This is a genomic window from Sinorhizobium fredii USDA 257, from assembly GCF_000265205.3.
In the GTDB taxonomy this organism is placed as follows: Bacteria; Pseudomonadota; Alphaproteobacteria; order Rhizobiales; family Rhizobiaceae; genus Sinorhizobium; species Sinorhizobium fredii_B.
Window position 1 is genome coordinate 5,595,558 of the sequence record NC_018000.1, and the last position, 20,062, is coordinate 5,615,619.

The 20,062-nt window shown below is 65.0% G+C and carries 21 protein-coding genes; 11 read left to right on the top strand and 10 right to left on the bottom strand.

The features are described from left to right. The first annotated feature begins 111 nt into the window (after positions 1-111). The 6 genes from USDA257_RS26250 to mnhG are packed head-to-tail and all read left to right on the top strand — an operon-like array spanning position 112 to position 6,120. Positions 112-3,024, top strand: coding sequence for a monovalent cation/H+ antiporter subunit A (locus tag USDA257_RS26250; RefSeq protein WP_041414684.1), 2,913 nt, complete (start codon positions 112-114; stop codon positions 3,022-3,024). Beyond that, complete coding sequence (locus tag USDA257_RS26255) at positions 3,024-3,374, top strand: Na+/H+ antiporter subunit C (protein WP_014766020.1); 351 nt, start codon at positions 3,024-3,026, stop codon at positions 3,372-3,374. The genes USDA257_RS26250 and USDA257_RS26255 overlap by 1 nt, the downstream gene beginning before the upstream one ends. Beyond that, positions 3,340-4,986: a monovalent cation/H+ antiporter subunit D gene (locus tag USDA257_RS26260; protein ID WP_041414686.1), complete on the top strand. Its 1,647-nt coding sequence runs from the start codon at positions 3,340-3,342 to the stop codon at positions 4,984-4,986. Before USDA257_RS26255 ends, USDA257_RS26260 begins: the two co-directional genes overlap by 35 nt. Positions 4,987-4,988: 2 nt before the next feature. Then, the gene (locus USDA257_RS26265) at positions 4,989-5,474 is read left to right on the top strand and encodes a Na+/H+ antiporter subunit E (protein ID WP_014766022.1); all 486 of its coding nucleotides are present in this window, start codon (positions 4,989-4,991) and stop codon (positions 5,472-5,474) included. After that, positions 5,471-5,752 carry a K+/H+ antiporter subunit F gene (locus tag USDA257_RS26270; RefSeq protein ID WP_014766023.1) on the top strand — a complete coding sequence of 94 codons (282 nt, stop codon included), beginning with the start codon at positions 5,471-5,473 and terminating at the stop codon, positions 5,750-5,752. The genes USDA257_RS26265 and USDA257_RS26270 overlap by 4 nt, the downstream gene beginning before the upstream one ends. Then, the gene (gene mnhG / locus USDA257_RS26275; protein WP_014766024.1) at positions 5,749-6,120 is read left to right on the top strand and encodes a monovalent cation/H(+) antiporter subunit G; all 372 of its coding nucleotides are present in this window, start codon (positions 5,749-5,751) and stop codon (positions 6,118-6,120) included. Before USDA257_RS26270 ends, mnhG begins: the two co-directional genes overlap by 4 nt. Positions 6,121-6,127: 7 nt before the next feature. On the opposite strand, the gene cobM is transcribed toward mnhG, so the two are convergent. Further along, positions 6,128-6,886 (bottom strand): precorrin-4 C(11)-methyltransferase, encoded by a 759-nt coding sequence (gene cobM / locus USDA257_RS26280; protein ID WP_014766025.1) that lies wholly within the window; start codon positions 6,884-6,886, stop codon positions 6,128-6,130. 19 nt (positions 6,887-6,905) lie between these two features. Beyond that, on the bottom strand, positions 6,906-8,138 hold the full coding sequence (locus USDA257_RS26285; protein ID WP_041415632.1) for a bifunctional cobalt-precorrin-7 (C(5))-methyltransferase/cobalt-precorrin-6B (C(15))-methyltransferase: 1,233 nt from the start codon (positions 8,136-8,138) through the stop codon (positions 6,906-6,908). On the opposite strand from USDA257_RS26285, the gene USDA257_RS26290 reads away from it, so the two are divergent. Beyond that, positions 8,116-8,916, top strand: coding sequence for a cobalt-precorrin-6A reductase (locus USDA257_RS26290; RefSeq protein ID WP_041415634.1), 801 nt, complete (start codon positions 8,116-8,118; stop codon positions 8,914-8,916). The genes USDA257_RS26285 and USDA257_RS26290 overlap by 23 nt on opposite strands. Here USDA257_RS26290 and USDA257_RS26295 read toward each other — a convergent pair. The 6 genes from USDA257_RS26295 to ung all read right to left on the bottom strand — a co-directional run bounded on the left by USDA257_RS26295 (position 8,880) and on the right by ung (position 14,110). Next, positions 8,880-9,644 carry a precorrin-3B C(17)-methyltransferase gene (locus tag USDA257_RS26295; RefSeq protein ID WP_014766028.1) on the bottom strand — a complete coding sequence of 255 codons (765 nt, stop codon included), beginning with the start codon at positions 9,642-9,644 and terminating at the stop codon, positions 8,880-8,882. The two genes, USDA257_RS26290 and USDA257_RS26295, sit on opposite strands and share 37 nt — an antisense overlap. Continuing rightward, a complete protein-coding gene (locus tag USDA257_RS26300) occupies positions 9,641-10,390 on the bottom strand; it encodes a precorrin-2 C(20)-methyltransferase (RefSeq protein WP_014766029.1) in 750 nt (249 codons plus the stop codon). Before USDA257_RS26300 ends, USDA257_RS26295 begins: the two co-directional genes overlap by 4 nt. After that, a complete protein-coding gene (locus USDA257_RS26305; protein ID WP_014766030.1) occupies positions 10,387-11,019 on the bottom strand; it encodes a precorrin-8X methylmutase in 633 nt (210 codons plus the stop codon). The genes USDA257_RS26300 and USDA257_RS26305 overlap by 4 nt, the downstream gene beginning before the upstream one ends. A gap of 2 nt (positions 11,020-11,021) precedes the next feature. Continuing rightward, positions 11,022-12,389 carry a precorrin-3B synthase gene (gene cobG, locus USDA257_RS26310; RefSeq protein ID WP_041414687.1) on the bottom strand — a complete coding sequence of 456 codons (1,368 nt, stop codon included), beginning with the start codon at positions 12,387-12,389 and terminating at the stop codon, positions 11,022-11,024. A 126-nt stretch (positions 12,390-12,515) separates the two neighbouring features. Continuing rightward, on the bottom strand, positions 12,516-13,286 hold the full coding sequence (gene cobF / locus USDA257_RS26315) for a precorrin-6A synthase (deacetylating) (protein WP_014766032.1): 771 nt from the start codon (positions 13,284-13,286) through the stop codon (positions 12,516-12,518). A 98-nt stretch (positions 13,287-13,384) separates the two neighbouring features. After that, a complete protein-coding gene (ung, locus tag USDA257_RS26320; RefSeq protein WP_014766033.1) occupies positions 13,385-14,110 on the bottom strand; it encodes a uracil-DNA glycosylase in 726 nt (241 codons plus the stop codon). Between the two features lie 201 nt (positions 14,111-14,311). Between ung and modA the strand changes: the two genes are divergently transcribed. The 3 genes from modA to modC all read left to right on the top strand — a co-directional run bounded on the left by modA (position 14,312) and on the right by modC (position 16,968). Continuing rightward, a complete protein-coding gene (gene modA, locus USDA257_RS26325; protein WP_161623560.1) occupies positions 14,312-15,112 on the top strand; it encodes a molybdate ABC transporter substrate-binding protein in 801 nt (266 codons plus the stop codon). A gap of 69 nt (positions 15,113-15,181) precedes the next feature. Beyond that, complete coding sequence (modB, locus tag USDA257_RS26330) at positions 15,182-15,904, top strand: molybdate ABC transporter permease subunit (protein WP_041414688.1); 723 nt, start codon at positions 15,182-15,184, stop codon at positions 15,902-15,904. Next, on the top strand, positions 15,901-16,968 hold the full coding sequence (gene modC / locus USDA257_RS26335; protein ID WP_014766036.1) for a molybdenum ABC transporter ATP-binding protein: 1,068 nt from the start codon (positions 15,901-15,903) through the stop codon (positions 16,966-16,968). Before modB ends, modC begins: the two co-directional genes overlap by 4 nt. Positions 16,969-17,092: 124 nt before the next feature. Here the strand turns inward: modC and USDA257_RS26340 are convergent, their stop codons facing one another. Together USDA257_RS26340 and USDA257_RS26345 are read right to left on the bottom strand one after the other, a co-directional pair. Then, a complete protein-coding gene (locus USDA257_RS26340) occupies positions 17,093-17,497 on the bottom strand; it encodes a winged helix-turn-helix domain-containing protein (RefSeq protein ID WP_014766037.1) in 405 nt (134 codons plus the stop codon). 44 nt (positions 17,498-17,541) lie between these two features. Further along, a complete protein-coding gene (locus tag USDA257_RS26345; protein ID WP_014766038.1) occupies positions 17,542-18,279 on the bottom strand; it encodes an SDR family oxidoreductase in 738 nt (245 codons plus the stop codon). Between the two features lie 550 nt (positions 18,280-18,829). On the opposite strand from USDA257_RS26345, the gene USDA257_RS26350 reads away from it, so the two are divergent. Beyond that, positions 18,830-20,062, top strand: a complete 1,233-nt coding sequence (locus tag USDA257_RS26350; protein WP_014766039.1) for a 3-methyl-2-oxobutanoate dehydrogenase (2-methylpropanoyl-transferring) subunit alpha — start codon at positions 18,830-18,832, stop codon at positions 20,060-20,062.

The following is a 20,062-nucleotide window of genomic DNA, read 5'->3' on the forward strand; positions in this document are numbered from 1 at the left end:
GATCTGGCATTGTCGGCGACAACTGCTTCTGCGGCTGTCCCTGCGGAACCAGCGGTTCCATCTCCGATACACTCTGACCGAGAGGGCCGAACGATCGAATACGCGGAAAAATTGCTGTCCGTCTTCATTCTCGCCCCGTTCGGGGGAAGCCTCATCGCAATCTTCTTTCCGTCCGATCAACGCGGCGCCACGGCCTGGTTCGCAGGCGCGATCGCCCTCATCTGTTTCCTGGTAACCGCCGGCCTCTATCCTTACGTCGCGACCGGCGGCGTGCTGCGCTTTGAGCTCAACTGGATTCCCGAACTGGGGCTGAACTTCACATTGCGCATGGACGGTTTCGCCTGGCTGTTTTCGGCGCTGATCACGGCTATCGGATTTCTCGTCGTCCTCTACGCCCGCTACTACATGGCCGAGGAAGACCCCGTACCGCGCTTCTTCGCGCTCTTCCTTGCCTTCATGGGTTCGATGCTCGGCGTGGTGCTTTCCGGCAACCTCATTCTGCTCGCGGTATTCTGGGAGCTGACGAGCATCGTTTCGTTCCTGTTGATCGGCTACTGGCATCACAACGCGCATGCGCGCGACGGCGCGCGCATCGCTCTGACGATGACCGGCATGGGCGGCCTTGCGATGCTCGTCGGCTTGCTGCTGATCGGCCGAGCTGTCGGCAGCTACGATCTCGACGCCGTGCTCGCCTCAGGCGATGCGATCCGCAACGATCCCCTCTATAATGTGATCCTGGTTCTCGTCCTGCTCGGCGCCCTGACAAAGAGCGCCCAATTCCCTTTTCACTTCTGGCTGCCGCACGCAATGGCCGCACCGACACCGGTTTCGGCCTATCTGCATTCGGCGACGATGGTGAAGGCCGGCGTCTTTTTGCTGGTGCGGCTTTGGCCGGTCATGGCCGGCACGGAAGCCTGGTTCTGGATTGTCGGCCTGGCAGGCCTGACGACGCTGCTGCTCGGCGCCTATTTCGCGATCTTTCAGCAGGACCTGAAGGGGCTGCTCGCCTACTCGACAATCAGCCATCTCGGGCTGATCACCGTTCTCTTGAGCCTCGGCAGCCCGCTGGCCGCCGTCGCCGCGGTCTTCCATATCGTCAACCACGCGACCTTCAAGGCCTCGCTGTTCATGGCCGCCGGCATCATCGACCATGAAACCGGCACGCGCGACATGCGCCGGCTGAGCGGACTTTTCCACTACATGCCGATCACCGCGACGCTCGCCATGGTCGCGAGTGCCGCGATGGCCGGTGTGCCGCTGCTCAACGGCTTCCTGTCGAAGGAAATGTTCTTCGCCGAAGCGATCGAAACGCATCTCGTCAATACGCTCGACACGGCGACCCCCTATGTGGCGACGATCGCAAGCATGTTTTCGGTGACCTATTCGCTGCGCTTCATCCATAGTGTCTTCTACGGGCCGCTGCCGTCCGACCTGCCGAAGAAACCGCACGAGCCGCCACGCTGGATGCGGGCGCCCGTCGACTTTCTGGTGCTCGCCTGCCTGGTGGTCGGGATCATTCCCGCACAGACGATCGGGCCGTTCCTGCACACCGCCGTCGTCTCGATCCTGCGTGAGGAAACGCCGGTCTACAGCCTCTCCGTCTGGCATGGCTGGAACATCCCGCTGATCATGAGCTTCGTGGCGCTCTCGGGCGGCGTCGGGCTCTACTTCCTGATGCGCTCCTATCTCAAGACGGGAGTGGAGGGGCCGCCGGTCTTCCGCCTGCTCGAGGGACAGCGCATCTTCGAGCGGGTGCTGGTAACGCTATCGTGGAAATGGGCCCGCTCGCTCGAGCAAAGCCTCGGCACGCGCCATCTGCAGCCGCAGATGCGGCTCCTGGTGTTCCTGGCGCTCGCTGCCGGCGCCCTGCCTCTCGCGATTGGCGGCTTTCGGCTGCCGCCGCTGCTCATCCGCGGCATCGATCCCGCCTTCGCCCTGCTCTGGGGAATAGGCATCGCCTGCGCTGTCGGCTCGGCCTTCCTGGCAAAATTCCACCGCCTGGCATCGCTCGTGCTCCTCGGCGGTGCCGGGCTCGTCACCTGCATTACCTTCGTCTGGCTGTCCGCTCCCGACCTTGCCGTCACCCAACTCCTCGTCGAGATCGTCACCACGGTGCTCATCCTGCTTGGGCTACGCTGGTTGCCGAAGCGCATCGAGGAGCCTGAGACGCCGGATATACCGCTGAAGGTCCGCTTCAGGCGCCTGCGCGACTTCCTGCTCGCGACCATGGCGGGTAGCGGGGTCGCACTCGTCGCTTACACGGTGATGACACGGCCTTCGACCCCCGGCACCATCGCCAGCTATTTCCTCGGACAGGCCTACCACGAGGGCGGCGGCACGAACGTGGTCAACGTCATCCTGGTCGATTTCCGCGGCTTCGACACGCTCGGCGAAATCGCCGTGCTCTCAATCGTGGCACTCACGGTCTTTGCGCTCCTGCTGCGCTTCCGCCCGCACCTGGACAGCCTGGAATCGCCCGAACAGCAAAGAGTGCAGAACGCCTATGACGACCACCATCCCGAGAGGGCGGAGGGCGACAGCGTCGCCGAATATCTTCACATCCCCTCGGTAATCATGCGCTGGATGTTCCCGGTCACCGGCATGCTCGCCGCCTATCTGTTCCTGCGCGGCCACGACCTGCCGGGCGGCGGATTTGCCGCCGGCATCGCCATGTCGATCGGCTTTATCCTGCAATACATGTCCGGCGGCACCCGCTGGGTGGAGGAGCGGCTGCGCATTCACCCGCTTCGCTGGATGAGCATCGGTCTCCTCGTGGCCTTGGCCACCGGCGTCGGATCCTGGCTCTTCGGCTATCCGTTCCTCACATCCCGCTCCGAATATGCCAGCCTGCCGATCATCGGCAAGATTCCGCTCGCAAGCGCCATTCTTTTCGACCTTGGCGTCTTCTCGCTCGTGCTCGGCGCCACCGTGTTGATGCTCATCGCGCTGGCGCACCAGTCGGTCCGCCGCGCGGCGCGCGCGCATATGCGCGCCGCGCGACCCGAAAGGGAGGCGGCACAGTAATGGAGCTCATTCTCTCCGCCGGCATCGGCGCGCTGGCCGCATCGGGCGTCTATCTTCTCCTGAGACCGCGAACCTATCAGGTGATCATCGGGCTTTCGCTGCTCTCCTATGCGGTCAATCTCTTCATCTTCAGCATGGGGCGACTGCGGGTGAACGCCCCGCCGGTGCTCGAGCCCGGCGGCTCGGGCGACCTGTTGCGCTACACCGACCCCGTTCCGCAGGCCCTCGTCCTGACCGCGATCGTCATCGGTTTCGCCATGACCGCGCTCTTTCTGGTCGTGCTGCTCGCTTCACGCGGCTTCACGGGCACCGACCATGTCGACGGAAGGGAGCCCCCGCGCGGTGACTGATTGGCTGCACCACCTCCTGATCCTGCCGATCCTGCTGCCGCTAGCCGTCGCCGCGGTGCTGATCCCGATCGATGAACGCGACCGCACCCTGAAGGGGGCCATCGGCTTCGCATCGACGCTCGTCGTCTTCGTCGTCACCATGATCCTGATGCGGCTCGCCGCCCTAGGTGAAGGCAGCCTGCCGAGCGCCGGCGTCTACCAGCTCGGCAACTGGCCGGCGCCGTTCGGCATTGTCCTCGTCCTCGACCGCCTGTCGGCGCTGATGCTCTGCCTCGCAAGCGGCCTGGCGCTCGCCGCCCAGGTCTATTCCATGGCCCGCTGGCACACGGCCGGACACCATTTCCACTCGCTGTTCCAGCTGCTTGTCGCGGGTCTCAACGGCGCATTCCTGACGGGCGACCTGTTCAATCTCTTCGTGTTCTTCGAGATGATGCTTGCCGCGTCCTACGGCCTGCTGCTGCACGGTTCCGGACCGTTGCGCGTCAAAGCCGGGCTGCATTACGTCGCCATCAATCTCGCCGCCTCGTCGCTGTTCCTGATCGGCGTCGCCCTGATCTACGGCGCCACCGGCACGCTCAACATGGCCGATCTCGCGACGAAGCTCGCCACGCTTGCACCGGAAAGCCGGCGGTTCGTCGAAACCGGCGCCGCAGTGCTGGGCGTCGCCTTTCTCGTCAAGGCGGGCATGTGGCCGTTGAGCTTCTGGCTGCCGACCGCCTATGCGGCGGCGACGCCGCCGGTCGCCGCCGTCTTCGCCATCCTCACGAAGGTCGGCATCTATGTCATTCTCCGCCTGCATATGCTCGTCTTCGGAACCGCGGCGGGCGCATCGGCCGGTTTCGGCCAGGACTGGCTTCTGACCGGCGGCATGTTGACGATCGCCTTCGGGACCATCGGCGTGCTTGCTTCGCAGGCCATGGGGCGGCTTGCCGCCTATTCGGTGCTCGTCTCTTCCGGGACACTGCTTGCGGCGATCGGCCTCGGACGACCGGAAATGCTCGCCGGCGCCCTCCTCTATCTCGTCAGCTCGACGCTGACGATTGCTGCTTTCTTCCTGCTCATCGAGCTTGTTGAACGCGGCCGCGACGCCGGCGCCGACGTTCTGGCGGTGACGATGGAAGCCTATGGCGACTTCGACGAGGATGAAGAAGAGGAGGAAGTGGGCGTCGCGATTCCGGGCACGATGGCCATTCTCGGCCTCTGCTTTTGCCTCTGCGCCATTCTCCTCTCCGGTCTGCCGCCACTTTCCGGCTTCATCGCAAAATTCGCGCTGCTGCGCGGACTCTTCGACTTGCCGGAGGCAAATCCAGCGAGCGTCATTTCCGCCGCCGACTGGACCTATGTGGCGCTCCTCATCGTTTCGGGTCTCGCCGCCATGATCGCCATGAACCGGGTCGGCATCCGGACCTTCTGGTCTTCGATCGAGGGAACCATACCGCGCGTCGTCGTCATCGAGATCACGCCCGTTGCCGTTCTGCTCGCCGCCTGCGTTTTCCTAAGCTTCCAGGCCGGCCCCGCAATGCGATACATGCAGGCGACCGCGAACGATCTGCTCGCCCCCCTCGCCCACAGCGAGCGGGTCCTTTCCGCACCCAGGGCGGGAGGCCAATAGAGATGCGCGTCTGGTATCCTTACCCGCTATTCTCGATTGCCCTCTTCCTCATGTGGTTGCTGCTCAACCAGTCGGTGGCACCCGGCTCGATCATCGTCGGCGTCGTCCTGAGCACCCTTCTCGGCTGGGTCATGGTGAAGCTGCGGCCGGCCCAATCGCGCCTCCGCCGTCTGGGGCTTATGGCAGCGTTCGGGCTTGCCGTCGTCGCCGACATCATTCGCTCGAATGTCGCGGTCGCCGGGATCATCCTGCGGGCCCGACGCAGACCGGCAAATACCGGTTTCATGGCCGTCGATGTCGACCTGGAGAACGAGAATGCGCTCGCCCTGCTCGCCTGCATCCTGACTGCGACCCCAGGCACCGCCTGGCTCGAATACGACCGGCGTCAGAAGAGCCTGCTCCTGCATGTGCTGGATATCGAGAACGAGGATCTCTGGCGGCGAACGGTCAAGCGTTACGAAGCGGGACTGAAGGAGATACTTGAATGATCGCGCTTGCAATCGTCTGGTCGGTCCTGCTTGCACAGGTCATGCTCGCCTTGGCGATGGCCTTCGCCCTCTACCGGATCATCAAGGGGCCGCGCGCCCAGGATCGCATCCTCGGCCTCGACACGCTCTATATCAACGCCATGCTGATGCTGCTTGCCTTCGGCATTCGCACGGCCAATTCGATCTATTTCGAGACGGCGCTGATCATCGCCCTGATCGGTTTCGCCTCCTCGATCGCTTTCGCGAAATTCCTCATGCGCGGCGAGGTGATCGAATGAGCCATCTGACCGACCTGCCGTCCTGGGCGGCGATCGTCGTTTGCGGATTGCTGCTTCTCGGAGCGGCGATGACGCTCATCGGCTCGCTCGGACTGTTGCGGCTTCCGAGCTTCTACGACCGCCTGCACGCCCCGACGATCGCCACGAGCGGCGGCACGATCCTCATCTGCCTGGCCTCGATGCTCTGCTTTGTAGTGCTGCAGAGCCGCTGGATCTTCCACGAACTGCTGATCGTCTTCTTCGTCACAGTGACGACGCCGGTGACGTTGATGCTGCTCGGTCAGGCGGCCCTCTACCGCGATCGCGTCGCGGATCGGCGCGACGTTCCGCGCAAGCCGAAGCCCGCGTCCGAACCGGATGCGGAATGAACCCGTTCTATTCGCGGCCGCGGAAACGGCGCTGATAGGCCGCGTCATAAAGAGAGCTCTCCCGGAAATCCGAGGCTTCCAACCCCGGTCCGACGAAGATCAGCGCCGTGCGCTCGATCGGCTCGGCCGCGACCTTGGCAACGATGTCGCCGAGCGTGCCGCGCAGGACACGCTCATCCGGCCAGGTGGCCTTGACGACGATCGCCACCGGGCAATCGGCGCCGTAGAGCGGCGTCAGCTCCTCGACGACGCGGTCGAGCGCATGGATGGCCAGGTGGATCGCCAGCGTCGAACCGGTGGCGCCGAAGGCCGCCAGCGTTTCGCTATTCGGCATCGGTGATGCGCGGCCGGAAACGCGGGTCAGCACGAGGCTTTGGGCCACGGCCGGAATGGTCAATTCGCGGCCGAGCGTTGCCGCGGCAGCGGCGAAGGCCGGCACGCCCGGCGTCATCGTGTAGCCGATGCCGTGTTTCTCCAGACGCCGGATCTGCTCGGCCATCGCACTCCAGACGGAAAGGTCACCGGAATGCAGCCGCGCCACATCCTCTCCGGCTTCAGCCGCGCGCACATATTCCGCCTCGATCTCGTCGAGCGACATCGGCGCCGTGTCGACGATGCGGGCACCGGGCGGGCAGTATTGCAGGAGCTCCGGCGAAACGATCGAACCGGCATAGAGGCAGACGGAGCAGCGGCCGATCAGGTCCCTGCCCCTGACCGTGATGAGATCTGCTGCGCCTGGTCCTGCGCCGATGAAATGAACCGTCATAGTCTATCCTCTTGAGAGTTCAGGGCTTGACCCAGGACCATTGCGTCACCGGCATGGCCGGCCGCCAGCCTGTCATCGTGCCGACCGGCGACGCCCGGGCGATATCGATGCGGATCAGCGAGCCGCCGAGACGGGCGTGATGGGCAAGGAGTACCGCTTCCATTGCCGTCGTGACGGCATTGGCGACCAACCGACCGCCGGAGCACAGTGCTGCGATCGCCGCCTCCATGACGCCAGGATCGCTGCCGCCGCCGCCGACGAAGATCGCGTTCGGGCTGGTCAGTCCGCGAAGCGCGTCCGGCGCCTGCCCCTCGACCACCGCCAGGCCGGGCACGCCGAAGCAGGCGGCATTGCGACCGATCCGCGCTGCCCGTTCGGACGATGCCTCGATGGCGATCGCCCGCATCGCCGGGTCCGCCAGCATCCATTCGATGGCGATCGAGCCGGAGCCGGCGCCGATGTCCCAGAGAAGCTCGCCCTTGCGCGGCGCCAGCGCCGAAAGCGTCAGCGCCCGCACCTCGCGCTTGGTGATCTGGCCGTCATGCTCGAAAAGCGCATCGTCGCGGCCGCCGGCAAGCGGCAGGATGCGCGCTCCCGCATCGGCAAAGACTTCGAGGGCGCAGACGTTCAGCGAATGGGCCTTCTCCAGTGCGAAGCTCGCGGCTATGTGCCGGGAGACGCGCTCCCGTCCCCCGCCAAGCGCCTCGAGAACGGTAAGTCGAGACTGACCGAATCCGCTTTCGCTGAGCAGTTCGGCGAGCGCCTTCGGACCGTTCTCATCCGACGTCAGCGCCACAATGCGGGCGCCCGGCTGCAGCTGCGGCCGAATGAGATCGAGCGATCGCCCATGCAGCGAGACGGTTGCCGCCTCCTGCAGCGCCCAGCCGAGCCGCGAGGCTGCCAGGCTGAAGGCCGAGGGCGCAGGGATCGTCCGCATCTCGGCGACATCGATGCGGCGCGCCAGCGTGGCGCCTACGCCGTAGAGGAATGGATCGCCGGAGGCGAGCACCACGACGGGACTCCCTCGCCTTGAAACGATCGCCTCGACCGACTTTTCGAAGGGGCTCTGCCAGACCTCGCTATCCCCTTGGATCAAGGATGCCGCGAGCTCAATGTGGCGGACGCCGCCGAAGACGACGGGGGCTGTAGCAATGAGGCGCTTGGCCTCGTCGCCGAGACCGGCTACACCATCTTCGCCGATACCGATCACGGTCAACCAGGGAGCGACAATGGCCGAGACGCTGTTCGACATGTCAGCCATGGGCAGACCCCGCATCCTGATCCTTGGCGGCACCACCGAGGCGCGGCAGCTTGCCGAGCGCCTCGCGGGTTATCGGCGCTACGACGCGGCGATCTCGCTGGCCGGCCGCACGGCCGATCCGCGGCCGCAGCCCTTGCCGACGCGCATCGGCGGCTTCGGCGGCGCCGAAGGGCTTGCCGTCTTCCTGGAGCTTGAGAAGGTGTCCCTGCTCGTCGATGCGACCCATCCCTTTGCCGCGCGTATGTCCCACAATGCTGCAACCGCGGCAGCGGCAACCGGAGTGCCGCTCCTCGGACTCCGCAGACCCGCCTGGGAGGCCCAACCGGGCGATCGCTGGACGCGCGTCGTAAGCGTGGCCGAGGCGGTCTCCGCCCTTGGCGCCGCGCCGCGCCGCGTCTTCCTGGCAATCGGCCGCCAGGAGGCCTTCCATTTCGAGAAGGCGCCGCAGCACAGCTATGTCGTGCGCAGTGTCGATCCCGTGACGCCGCCGCTGAACCTTCCCGAGGCCACCGCGATCCTCGCTCACGGGCCGTTCGCCGAAGCCGACGAGCTTGAATTGCTCGGCAAGCATGCAATCGATGTTATCGTCGCCAAGAACAGCGGCGGCACCGCGACCTACGGCAAGGTCGCCGCGGCCCGTAAGCTGGGGCTCGAAGTGGTGATGGTCGAGCGCCATAAGCCTGCCGAGGTGCCGACGGTCTACACGTGTGATGAGGCGCTCGAACGCATCCATCAACGGCTGTCCCCGGTAAAGGACCGCGGCGTATAGACAAGATCCGGCTTGCCGTCGCGGGCAACGATGCGCGTCTCCGGCGAGCCGATGATCACGCAGGTCGCCATGTCGGCGAGGTCGGGATCGGCTTCGCCGAGCGGGATGACCGCGATGCGCTCGTCCGGCCGGCCGGCGGCGCGGCCGAAAATCACCGGAACGCTTCCAGGCAGCACCGCGCGCAGCACCTCAAAGGCCTTGCCGAGCTGCCAGGGACGCGCCTTGCTGATCGGGTTATAGAGGGCGATGACCAGCCCCGCCGCGGCGGCAAGCCTGAGCCGCTTGGTGATGACATCCCATGGTTTCAGGTTGTCCGACAGCGACATGGCGCAGAAATCGTGGCCGAGCGGCGCGCCGATACGCGCTGCGACGGCAAGCATGGCGGTAACGCCGGGGGTGATGATAAGATCAACCTGCCGCCATTCCGCCGGGCCTTTGTCGATCGCCTCGCAGACGGCCGCGGCCATCGCGAAGATGCCCGGGTCGCCGCCGGAAACCACGCAAACATCGACACCTTGGCTCGCGCGTGCAAGCGCCGCCTGGGCTCGGTCGAGCTCCTCGCGGTTGTCTGAGGCGATGCGCCGTTGATCGGCCCGCAGATGGAGGCGGTCGAGATAGGGACCGTAGCCGAAGAATTCGGCCGCAACGGCGATCGCATCCTGTGCCTCCGGCGTCATCTGCGCCGGATTCCCGGGGCCGGTGCCGACGATGAAGAGCTTGCCGGTCATGGTTTGTCCTTTGAGCCCGGCCGATCTTTCCAGCCGGGAACAAGCACGAGCGAGAAATAGGGCGCCTCGTCATCCGGCTTGTCGCCGAGCGGAACCATCGCCGCGTTTTTCATCGTGCCGCGCTCGACATAGACTGCCGCGTCGAGCCTGCCGGCCGCCGCAAGGGCACGGCGGATCTTCGGCAGGTTGCGGCCGACTTTCATGATCACGGCTGCTTCGGTGTCGGCAAGACGGCGCTTGAGCTCGTCCTCGCCCATCGTGCCGGGAAGAACCGAGAGAACGTCGTCCCCCTGCACCAGCGGCAGGCCGGCAAGCGACCAGCAGCCGGACATCGCCGTGATGCCGGGAATGACCTCGACCGGAAAACGGCCCGCGAGCCGCACATGCAGGTGCATGTAGGAACCGTAGAACAGCGGGTCGCCCTCGCTGAGCACGGCGACGATCCGCCCCGCCATGAGATGGACGGCGACCGCTTCTGCGGAGGCATTGTAGAAGTCGGTGATCTGCCGCTTGTAAGCCTCGTCGTCCTTGTCGATTTCGGTCGTCACCGGATAGTAGAGCGGCAGTTCGACAAGGTCAGGCTTCAAAACGTGCTCGACGACGGCGCGGCCGTTGCCGTTGCGCCCCGCCTTGGCGAAATAGGCGACGACGTCCGCCTCGCCGAGCGCCCGCACTGCCTTCACGGTCAAAAGCTCAGGGTCGCCGGGCCCGGTTCCGACGCCGATCAGTCTGCCAGGCCCGCTCACAGGCCCGGCCTCGAGAGCGAGTTCAGCGCCGCCGCCGTCATCGCACTGCCGCCCAGTCGGCCACGGACGATCGCGAAGGGAACGCCATAGGAATTCTCGGCGAGCGCGTCCTTCGATTCGGCCGCGCCGACAAAGCCGACCGGCATGCCGAGGATCGCCGCGGGCTTCGGCGCGCCGTCGCGCAGCATCTCCAGGAGATAGAAGAGCGCGGTTGGCGCATTGCCGATGGCAACGACCGAGCCCGCCATCCGCTCACCCCAAAGTCTCAGGGCCGCCGCCGAGCGTGTGTTGCCGATCTCCGCGGCGATCTCCACCGTGCGCGGATCCCGGAGCGTGCAGATCACCTCGTTGCCGGCCGGCAGCCGCGCCCGGGTCACGCCATGGGCGACCATTTCCGCGTCGCAGAATATCGGGGCGCCGTTCGTCAGCGCATCGCGTGCGGCGGAGACGAAATCGGCAGAGAAGACGAACTGACGCGCCGCCTCTACCGACCCGCAGGCATGGACCATGCGCACCGCAAGATCGGCCTCCTCTTCCGAGAAGCCGGAAAGATCGGCTTCTGCCCGGATGATCGCGAAGGAACGCTCGTAGATGGCGTTGCCATCGCGGATATAATCGTAATCAGGCATTTCTATCCCTGTTCAAACGCCACGACGATGCGCGCGGTCCCGAGCCGTGTAAGACAGGAGAGCGCCGATTCGCCAGCGTCTTTGTTTTCTCGCACGAGCGCATTGAGCCTGGCCAGCGCGGTTCTTATTCCGTTTTCATCCCTGTAGGCGCTTGGCGCGACGGAAGCAGCGCCATTTACGACAAGCGCATATCCTGATGGCGCACCGACAAGCGTCAGCGCAGATGGCTTGGGCCTGGCGCATCCCTTGGCGCAGCCGGAGAGATGGATTGCGAGCGAGCCGTCGAGAAGGTCAGCGCCGACTTCGACCAATAGCCTGGCTGTCGCCTTGGTGTCCATCAGCGCCGAGGCGCAGGCAAGGCCGGCGCAGGTCGCGATGTGATTGCGCGGATCATCGGCGGCGACCACAAACCCCTGAGACAGCGCGATGCGTTGCGCGACAGCCGCAGCCTCGCTCGATAGACCGAGGACGAGGATGCCATGGCGCGGCGCGAAGCGTATTTCCGACGCACCCAGTTCCTCGGCGCGCTGTAGAAAGGCGATGAGATTGGCGCTGTCCGTCTGGGCAAAAGCAAGGGCGACACCGAGCACGATGCGCCCGTCGCCGAAATCGTGAATGCCCGCCGGCAAGAATGGCAAGGCGCCACCCCCCGGCGCCGGCAAGATGTCGCGGTCGGCGGAGAAGCGCTGCCGGATGCGATCCGCATCGAGGTCACGGCCGCGGGCGGCCGCGCCAAGGGCATCGAGTTCCGCCAGAACCTCCGTCACCGCGGCGACGACCCGTTCGGTCTCCAGCAGCGCAACGGGCCGTTCTGGGCGCGGCGCGCCGCCAAGCGACAACAGCCAGCGAAGACCATCGTCGCTGTTCCGCGCTTCAAGCCGCAGATCGGCGGCAACGTCCCGCAGGTGGAAGCGGCCACGTCCATCGATAACGATGGACAGTTTCGGCGCTAGCACAAACGTTGGTCGTCGATCGGCAATCGCGGCGCGCAAAGCTGCGGCCAACGGCCGCGGATCAGCGGTTTCGCTCGCATCGATTCCGGCAAGCGGCGGCGTTTCGATCGCAATCCCATCGGCAAGGGCAATTCCCGCCTCGCCGATCGCGGCAGCAAGGTTCGGTACGGTGGATGCGGTCAGCCCACGGATTTGCAGGTTGCCCCGCGCGGTGATCTCGATGATGCCGCTGCCGCAGGCCGCGGCCGCTTCGGCCAACGCTCTCAACTCGGCGGGAGTCAAACCATCGATCGCCGGACGCAGCCGCACGAGCAGACCGTCTCCAGTCCGCATTGGCGCTGCGAGCGACGGGCAGGCGCCGCGACGCATCGATCGGCCGGTCTCCGTTTGAGACCCGGGCGCAACGCAGCTCTTCATCGTTGTTCCATCATCCCTGGGCACATTGCGGCTTCACACTCCGCATCCGTGATAGAGCCTATATCACAGCCGCCTTCCTTGAGAGAGATCAAAGCCCGGACAAGCCGTCTCCTGCGGAACGTCGGGCTACTCGTCGAAGTCCGCTCCCTTGCGCAGAAGATAGATGTCCATGATCCAGCCCATGCGCTCGCGCGCCGCGGCCCTTGCCTCCACGATTTCTTCCTTCACATCGGCGAGACGCCCGGAAATGACGAGTTCGTCCGGCGTGCCGAGATAGGCGCCCCAATAGATTTCCGCATCCGGATCATCGATCCTCTGGAAGGCTTGTTCGCCATCGAGCATCACGACGGCCGTCTCGTTCTTGTGTGGAAAGCTCTCGGCAAGCCGGCGGCCGGTAGTGATCTCGACGGGCTTGCCGACGAGGTTGAGCGGAATGCGATGGCTGGCGCAGAGCGCCTGGAGGCTGGTGATGCCGGGGATTACCTCGAATTCGAACGCTACGCTGCCCCGCGCGCGGACCCTTTCGACGATCCGGATCGTGCTGTCGTAGAGCATCGGATCGCCCCAGACGAGGAAGGCGCCAGTCTGCCCTTCCGCAAGCTCGCTCTCAAGCAGCGCCTCGTAAGTCGCGGCGATGCTCGCATGCCAATCGTCGACGCTTTGTACGTAGCTGCGTCCCTCGATCCGTCGGACCGGCACGGCGAATTCGACGGTCCGGCTGTCGCTGCGCGTCACGTAGCGGGCGCAGATATCGCGGCGTACTTCTGCAAGCTCCGTCTTCTTCGCTCCCTTGGTCGGGATGATCAGAACGTCGGCCCGGTTCAACGCATTGATCGCCTGGACCGTGATGTGTTCGGGATTGCCTGCACCTATACCGATGATCAGGATATGCCGCATGCCGTCTCTCCCGCCTGCGCGCTACGCGTCGGCCAGTCTTTGGCGGATCGGGATCAGCGGCGCAAGGTCCATTGACGACAGGGGGCGCAACGAGGGCGTCAGCAGGGCGCCGCAATCTGCCGATCGACGGCGAGAGGAGGGTCGTCCGGCAGCCGCCAGTCGATCGGATCGAGCCCCTTCGACTGCAGGAAGGCATTGGCTTTCGAAAAATGCTTGCAGCCGAGGAAGCCGGAATGCGCCGAGAGCGGCGACGGATGCGGCGCAGTCAGCACCAGGTGCCGGGAGCGATCGACGAAGGCAGCTTTCTTCTGCGCGTAGGAGCCCCAAAGCATGAAGACGACCGGCTGCGCCTGCTCGTTGACGGCGCGGATGACCGCGTCGGTAAAGCGTTCCCAGCCCTTGCCCTGGTGCGAGGCGGCCCGGCCCCGCTCCACCGTCAGCACGCTGTTCAACAGCAGCACACCCTGACGCGCCCAGCTTTCGAGGAAACCGTGACGGGCCGGTGAAATGCCGAGGTCGTCGCGAAGCTCCTTGTAGATGTTGACGAGCGACGGCGGGGTGCGCACACCCGGCCGTACGCTGAAGCAAAGCCCGTGCGCCTGGCCGTCGCCATGATAGGGATCCTGGCCAAGGATGACGACGCGGACCTTGTCGAGCGGCGTCAGGTCAAGCGCCCGGAAATACTCGCTGCCTCTCGGAAAGATCTGCCGGCCCTGCTGCTTCTCGTCCACAAGAAAGCGCTTGAGCTCGGCCATGTAGCCATGCCGGAATTCCGGCGTCAGCACGGCCTTCCAGCTCTCCTCCAGCCTGATCGTCGCATCCATGGATATCGCCTCGCTTCATTCCGTTCCGGAATTTAGACCGATGAGCCCCCATCGCAAGCACCGGCGCCGTATTTGTCCCCTCAGTTCACCGCTTTGATTACCCCTGTCGCGAGGCATTGTATTTCTTTGGATATAGCGCTAACCAAGACCGAGAACCGTTATATCCTAATAAATATCACGAGAGAGATGGAGGCAGGCGTGTTGATGAGACGGAGAGAGTGGCTGAAAGGTTTCGGGATTACCGGTTTGGTGCTGGCGCTCGGCATGACATTGGCGGGCGCGGCATTCGCCCCGGCCGAGGCGCAGGAAAGGGTAACGATATTCGCTGCGGCGAGCCTGAAGAACGCGCTCGACTCTGTGAATGCTGAATGGAAAAAGGAGAGCGGAAAAGAGACGACCGCCTCCTACGCGGCGAGCTCGGCGCTCGCAAAGCAGATCGAGCAGGGTGCCCCGGCCGATATCTTCGTCTCGGCCGATCTCGCCTGGATGGACTATCTTGCCGAGAAAAAGCTGATCAAAAGCGACAGCCGCTTCAACCTGCTCGGTAACCGCATCGTCCTCGTTTCCGCCGAGACGGATGCCCAACCTGTCGAGATCAAGCCTGGCCTCGACCTCGCCGGCCTGCTCGGCGACGAACGCCTGGCAATGGGCGCCGTCGAGTCGGTCCCGGCCGGCAAATACGGCAAGGCGGCACTCGAAAAGCTCGGCATCTGGCCGACGGTCGCCAAGAAGTTAGCCGGGGCCGAAAGCGTCCGCGCCGCCCTGCTTCTCGTTTCGCGCGGCGAGGCACCCTACGGCATCGTCTACAAGACCGATGCGACCGCCGATCCGGGCGTGAAGGTGGTCGGAACCTTCCCTGAAGACAGCCATCCGCCGATCATCTACCCGATCGCCATCACCGCCGAGAGCAAGAACCCGGATTCCGCCGCCTATCTCGAATACGTCAAGTCGCCCAGGGCCGCGGCACTCTTCGAGGCACAAGGCTTCATCGTCCTCGAATAGGGCCTTGCGCCACCGGCCGTCGAGCGGGCAGAACATGGTCGCGTCGTTTACGTATTGGCGCGGCACCTCATGCAATACGGGAGCACGAACTTGGACTGGACGGCTCTGAGCGACGCGGAATGGACAGCCGTCCGCTTGAGCCTGCGCGTGGCAACGGTCGCCATGCTTTCCAGCCTGCCGCTCGCACTGCTGGTCGCCATGGCGCTGGCGCGCGGACGTTTCTGGGGCAAGTCGCTCCTGAACGGCCTCGTCCACATGCCGCTGATCCTGCCGCCGGTGGTCACCGGCTTCGTGCTGCTCATCCTGTTCGGGCGGCGCGGCCCGATCGGCGCTTTTCTTGCCGAGAATTTCGGGCTTGTCTTTTCCTTCCGCTGGACCGGCGCGGCGCTCGCCTGCGCCGTCATGGGCTTTCCGCTGATGGTGCGCAGCATCCGGCTGTCGATCGAAGCGGTCGATCGCAAGCTGGAGGATGCCGCCGCGACGCTCGGTGCCAATCCGGCCTGGGTGTTCCTGACCGTGACCCTGCCGTTGATCCTTCCCGGCATCGTCGCCGGCATGATCCTTTCCTTCGCCAAGGCGATGGGCGAGTTCGGCGCGACCATTACTTTCGTCTCGAACATCCCCGGCGAGACGCAGACGCTATCCGCCGCGATCTACAGCTTGACCCAGGTTCCGGGCGGGGACGCCGGCGCCATGCGCCTCGCCGTCATCTCGATCGTCATCTCGATGGCGGCGCTGATGCTGTCGGAATTCCTTGCCGCCGCCGCGGCGCGACGGACGGTCGCCGCATGAGCCTCGAGGTCGAAGCGCGCCACCGGATCGGCTCTTTCGTGATCGACGCCGCGTTCCGCTCGGAGGGCGGCGTGACGGCGCTTTTCGGCCGTTCCGGCTCCGGAAAGACGTCGCTGATCAACATCATCGCCGGGCTTCTGAAACCTGATGCCGGCCGCATCCTGCTCGACGGAGACGTGATCGCCGACAGCAAGCGCCGGCTCTTCACCCCCGTGCACCGCCGGCGCTTCGGCTACGTGTTCCAGGAAGCCCGGCTCTTTCCGCATTTGAGCGTCCGCAAGAATCTCGCCTATGGGCGCTGGTTCGCCGCTGCAGGCAAGTCCACGTCCGAGTTCGCAAAGGTCGTCGAGATGCTCGGTATCGGGGATCTGCTCGAGCGTCGTCCCTCGACGCTCTCCGGCGGCGAGCGCCAGCGTGTCGCCGTCGGCCGGGCGCTGCTTGCCGCACCGCGGCTGCTCTTGATGGACGAACCGCTCGCTGCCCTCGACGAGGCGAGAAAGGCGGAGATCCTGCCCTATCTGGAGCGGCTTCGCGACGAGACGCGGATACCGATCGTCTATGTCAGCCATTCCGTCGCGGAGGTGGCGCGGCTGGCGGAGCGCGTCGTCGTCATCGAGGACGGCCGGGTCAAAGCATCCGGCGCGGCCGCCGCCATTCTCAGCCGGTCGACGGCCGCGATCGAGCGGCGGGAGACAGGCGCCTTGATCGAAGGCGTGGTCGACAGTCATGACGCCACGCATAATCTGACCGTGGTGCGTGCCGGCGAATGCCTGATCCGCATACCGCATCTCGTCACGGCGCCAGGCCATCGGCTTCGCCTCTATATCGCCGGGCGTGATGTGATGCTCGCCACGACGAAGCTGGAAGGGATCAGCGCGCTGAACGTCCTGCGGGGAACGATCGTCGACCTATCGCCGGTTCATCAGGGCAGTATCGACGTGCGCGTCGATTGCGGCGGCAATATCATCGTCGCCCGCATCACCGCCCTGTCCCGCGAGGCGCTCGGGCTCGAGCCGGGCAAACCAGTCCACGTCATCATCAAGACCGTGGCGCTGGATTATTAGATATAGACCCAAAAACCCCTCCCCACAGGTGGGAGGGGCTTAACCTGCCGCACCCACTCCGCCTCGTTTGGACCGTTCCTGCAGGGTCGAGCTTGGGAAAATGGCCCTCGGGCGCAGCAGGCACCTAGCTCCTCCCCCTTGTGGGGAGGGGTTGGGGAGGGGTAACATTTGCACCTTCGTCGCGCGCCGCCTCGAGCCAGTCGAGGTCGTCGGCGATCGCGGCGTTGGACTTCTCCTCCATGGCCCGAAAGCGCTCGATCAGCGCCTCGCCGAAAGCGGTAAGGACCGCGCCACCACCCTGCTTGCCGCCCCGCTGCGACTCGACTGCGGGCTCATTGAACATCCGGTTGAGCGCATCGACCAGCAGCCAGGCGCGGCGGTAGGACATGTCCATGGCGCGACCGGCGGCGGAGATCGACCCGGTTTCGCGGATCAGCTCGAGAAGCATGATCTTGCCGCGCCCGAGGCGATCCTCGGGCGGAAAGTCGATGCGCAGGACGGGGCGAAGCTTGTTGTCGGCTTTGGGCATGGGTGGAGCATAGAGGCGCAAGCGCAGCTCGAAAAGATCCGCGCTTACAAGCTCATGCCGCCATCGATGACATGCACCTGGCCGGTCGTATAGGCCGCGGCGTCGCTGGCAAGATAGACGGCCAGCGCGGCGATCTCCTCGGGCGTGCCGAGACGACCCATCGGCTGGCGGGCGATGAAGGCGGCGCGCGCCTCCTCGTAATTGCCCTGCGCCCGCATCCGTTCCTCCAGCGACGGCGATTGCACGGTGCCGGGAGCGATGGCGTTGCAGCGAATGCTTTTGCCTATGAAGTCGATTGCCACGGACTTGGTGAGGCCGATGACCGCCGCCTTGCTGGCGGAATAGACGAAGCGGTTCGGCACGCCCATCGGTACGCCCGCGACCGACGCCATGTTGATGATCGAGCCGCCGCCTTTTTCGACCATGCCCGGCAGGAAGGCACGGATCATCCGGAACATCGATTTGACGTTGAGGTCAAAGGCGAAATCATAGTCCTTCTCGCTCGTCTCCAGGATCGTGCCGGCATGGACGAAACCGGCGCAGTTGAAGAGGACGTCGACCGCCCCGGTGCGCGCCGCGAAATCGGCGATCGCCGCTTCGTTCAACACGTCGAGCTTCGCCACCTCGATGCCCCCGGCGGCAAGTTCGGCGAGCTTGTCCTCGTTGATGTCGGTCGCGATGACCGAAGCCCCTTCCCGGCTGAACGCTTCGGCCGCGGCGCGGCCGATACCCTGTGCTGCGGCGCTGATCACAGCACGCTTGCCTGCAAGAATACCGCTCATTGTCTGCCTCATCTATATTGGTAGGATTAGCGTTGGCGCGCTCGGCGACCCCGCATCTCGGTTGCCAACAGACATCGAAGTCCGCCGGACTGTCAAGGCGGCAATTTGTATTTTTATCGAAAAAAGACAGATTGGCGGGACAGCTGATCCAACTCGCGATTCTCGGACGGCATGCGCATGGCGATCGCGCCGCCCGTCTGGCGGCGTTTTCCATCTGCTTCGCTCGAAGCCGTCGCGAAAGAAAATTACGCGCCGCCGGGGCACCGTCACGGCTCCGGGATCGGCCCGGCGCAGGCGCCGGTACGAATCTGTCTTTCTTCGTCCGGACGCAGGCTTGCTGTCGAAAACCCTTCATCAAAGCCTGAAGTCGTGGCAGTCTGTGACTGTAACCCTTTGGGAGAATGAGGGTTGTCGGTGCCTGCATGGCCGAGGCGTAGGAACGCCCCGGGCAACTGCCGGTGGGCATCGAACGTCGCACGACCGCGAGGCGCTTCGCTCAGCGGTTGACCCCAAGTGCGGCACGCAATCCGGAAGGGAGGCCGGAACCCGCATGGATGAATTCAGCCGATTGAGTCTGCATGTCCCCGAACCGGCCGTCCGGCCGGGTGACCAGCCCGATTTTTCCAACGTCAAGATTCCGAAGGCGGGTTCCGTGCCGCGGCCCGAGGTCGATGTGGAGCCGGAAACGATCCGCGACCTCGCCTACTCGATCATCCGGGTGCTCAACCGCGAGGGCGAGGCAGTCGGTCCCTGGGCCGGTCTCCTCTCGGACGAGGAATTGCTGTCAGGTCTTCGGCATATGATGCAGCTGCGCGCCTTCGACGCCCGCATGCTGATGGCGCAGCGCCAGGGCAAGACATCCTTCTACATGCAGCATCTCGGTGAGGAGGCGGTGAGCTGCGCCTTCAGAAGAGCACTTCGCAAGGGCGACATGAATTTCCCGACCTATCGCCAGGCGGGGCTGTTGATCGCCGACGACTACCCGATGGTCGAGATGATGAACCAGATCTTCTCGAACGAGAGGGATCCCTGCCATGGCCGGCAATTGCCGGTGATGTACACCTCCAAGGAGCACGGCTTCTTCACCATCTCCGGCAACCTCGCGACCCAATATGTCCAGGCGGTCGGCTGGGCGATGGCGTCGGCCATCAAGAACGACACCGGGATTGCCGCCGGCTGGATCGGCGACGGCTCGACGGCCGAGTCGGATTTTCACTCGTCGTTGGTTTTCGCCTCCACCTACAAGGCTCCGGTCATCCTCAACATCGTCAACAACCAATGGGCGATCTCGACCTTCCAGGGCATCGCCCGCGGCGGCTCCGGCACCTTTGCGGCCCGCGGTCTGGGCTTCGGCATTCCGGCGCTGCGGGTCGACGGCAACGATTATCTCGCCGTCTACGCTGTCGCCCGCTGGGCGGCGGAGCGGGCGCGGCGCAATCTCGGGCCGACGCTGATCGAATACGTGACCTACCGTGTCGGTGCCCATTCGACCTCCGACGATCCGAGCGCCTACCGGCCGAAGACGGAATCGGAGGCTTGGCCGCTTGGCGACCCGGTTCTGCGGCTGAAGAAGCACCTGATCCTGCGCGGCGCCTGGTCGGAAGAGCGCCATGCTCAGGCCGAGGCCGAGATCATGGACGCGGTCATCCAGGCGCAGAAGGAAGCCGAAAGCCACGGCACGCTGCATGCCGGCGGCAGGCCCTCGGTGCGCGACATCTTCGAGGGTGTCTATGCCGAGATGCCGCCGCATATCCGCCGCCAGCGGCAGAAGGCAGGATACTGA

Bases quoted from the DNA above. Each gene is read 5' to 3' on its own strand.
- USDA257_RS26255 (WP_014766020.1), top strand. From the start codon at position 3,024: ATGGAGCTCATTCTCTCCGCCGGCATCGGCGCGCTGGCCGCATCGGGC.
- USDA257_RS26260 (WP_041414686.1), top strand. From the start codon at position 3,340: ATGTCGACGGAAGGGAGCCCCCGCGCGGTGACTGATTGGCTGCACCAC.
- USDA257_RS26265 (WP_014766022.1), top strand. From the start codon at position 4,989: ATGCGCGTCTGGTATCCTTACCCGCTATTCTCGATTGCCCTCTTCCTC.
- USDA257_RS26270 (WP_014766023.1), top strand. From the start codon at position 5,471: ATGATCGCGCTTGCAATCGTCTGGTCGGTCCTGCTTGCACAGGTCATG.
- mnhG (WP_014766024.1), top strand. From the start codon at position 5,749: ATGAGCCATCTGACCGACCTGCCGTCCTGGGCGGCGATCGTCGTTTGC.
- cobM (WP_014766025.1), bottom strand. From the start codon at position 6,886: ATGACGGTTCATTTCATCGGCGCAGGACCAGGCGCAGCAGATCTCATC.
- USDA257_RS26290 (WP_041415634.1), top strand. From the start codon at position 8,116: ATGGCCGAGACGCTGTTCGACATGTCAGCCATGGGCAGACCCCGCATC.
- USDA257_RS26285 (WP_041415632.1), bottom strand. From the start codon at position 8,138: ATGTCGAACAGCGTCTCGGCCATTGTCGCTCCCTGGTTGACCGTGATC.
- USDA257_RS26295 (WP_014766028.1), bottom strand. From the start codon at position 9,644: ATGACCGGCAAGCTCTTCATCGTCGGCACCGGCCCCGGGAATCCGGCG.
- USDA257_RS26305 (WP_014766030.1), bottom strand. From the start codon at position 11,019: ATGCCTGATTACGATTATATCCGCGATGGCAACGCCATCTACGAGCGT.
- cobG (WP_041414687.1), bottom strand. From the start codon at position 12,389: ATGAAGAGCTGCGTTGCGCCCGGGTCTCAAACGGAGACCGGCCGATCG.
- cobF (WP_014766032.1), bottom strand. From the start codon at position 13,286: ATGCGGCATATCCTGATCATCGGTATAGGTGCAGGCAATCCCGAACAC.
- ung (WP_014766033.1), bottom strand. From the start codon at position 14,110: ATGGATGCGACGATCAGGCTGGAGGAGAGCTGGAAGGCCGTGCTGACG.
- modB (WP_041414688.1), top strand. From the start codon at position 15,182: ATGCAATACGGGAGCACGAACTTGGACTGGACGGCTCTGAGCGACGCG.
- modC (WP_014766036.1), top strand. From the start codon at position 15,901: ATGAGCCTCGAGGTCGAAGCGCGCCACCGGATCGGCTCTTTCGTGATC.
- USDA257_RS26340 (WP_014766037.1), bottom strand. From the start codon at position 17,497: ATGCCCAAAGCCGACAACAAGCTTCGCCCCGTCCTGCGCATCGACTTT.
- USDA257_RS26345 (WP_014766038.1), bottom strand. From the start codon at position 18,279: ATGAGCGGTATTCTTGCAGGCAAGCGTGCTGTGATCAGCGCCGCAGCA.
- USDA257_RS26350 (WP_014766039.1), top strand. From the start codon at position 18,830: ATGGATGAATTCAGCCGATTGAGTCTGCATGTCCCCGAACCGGCCGTC.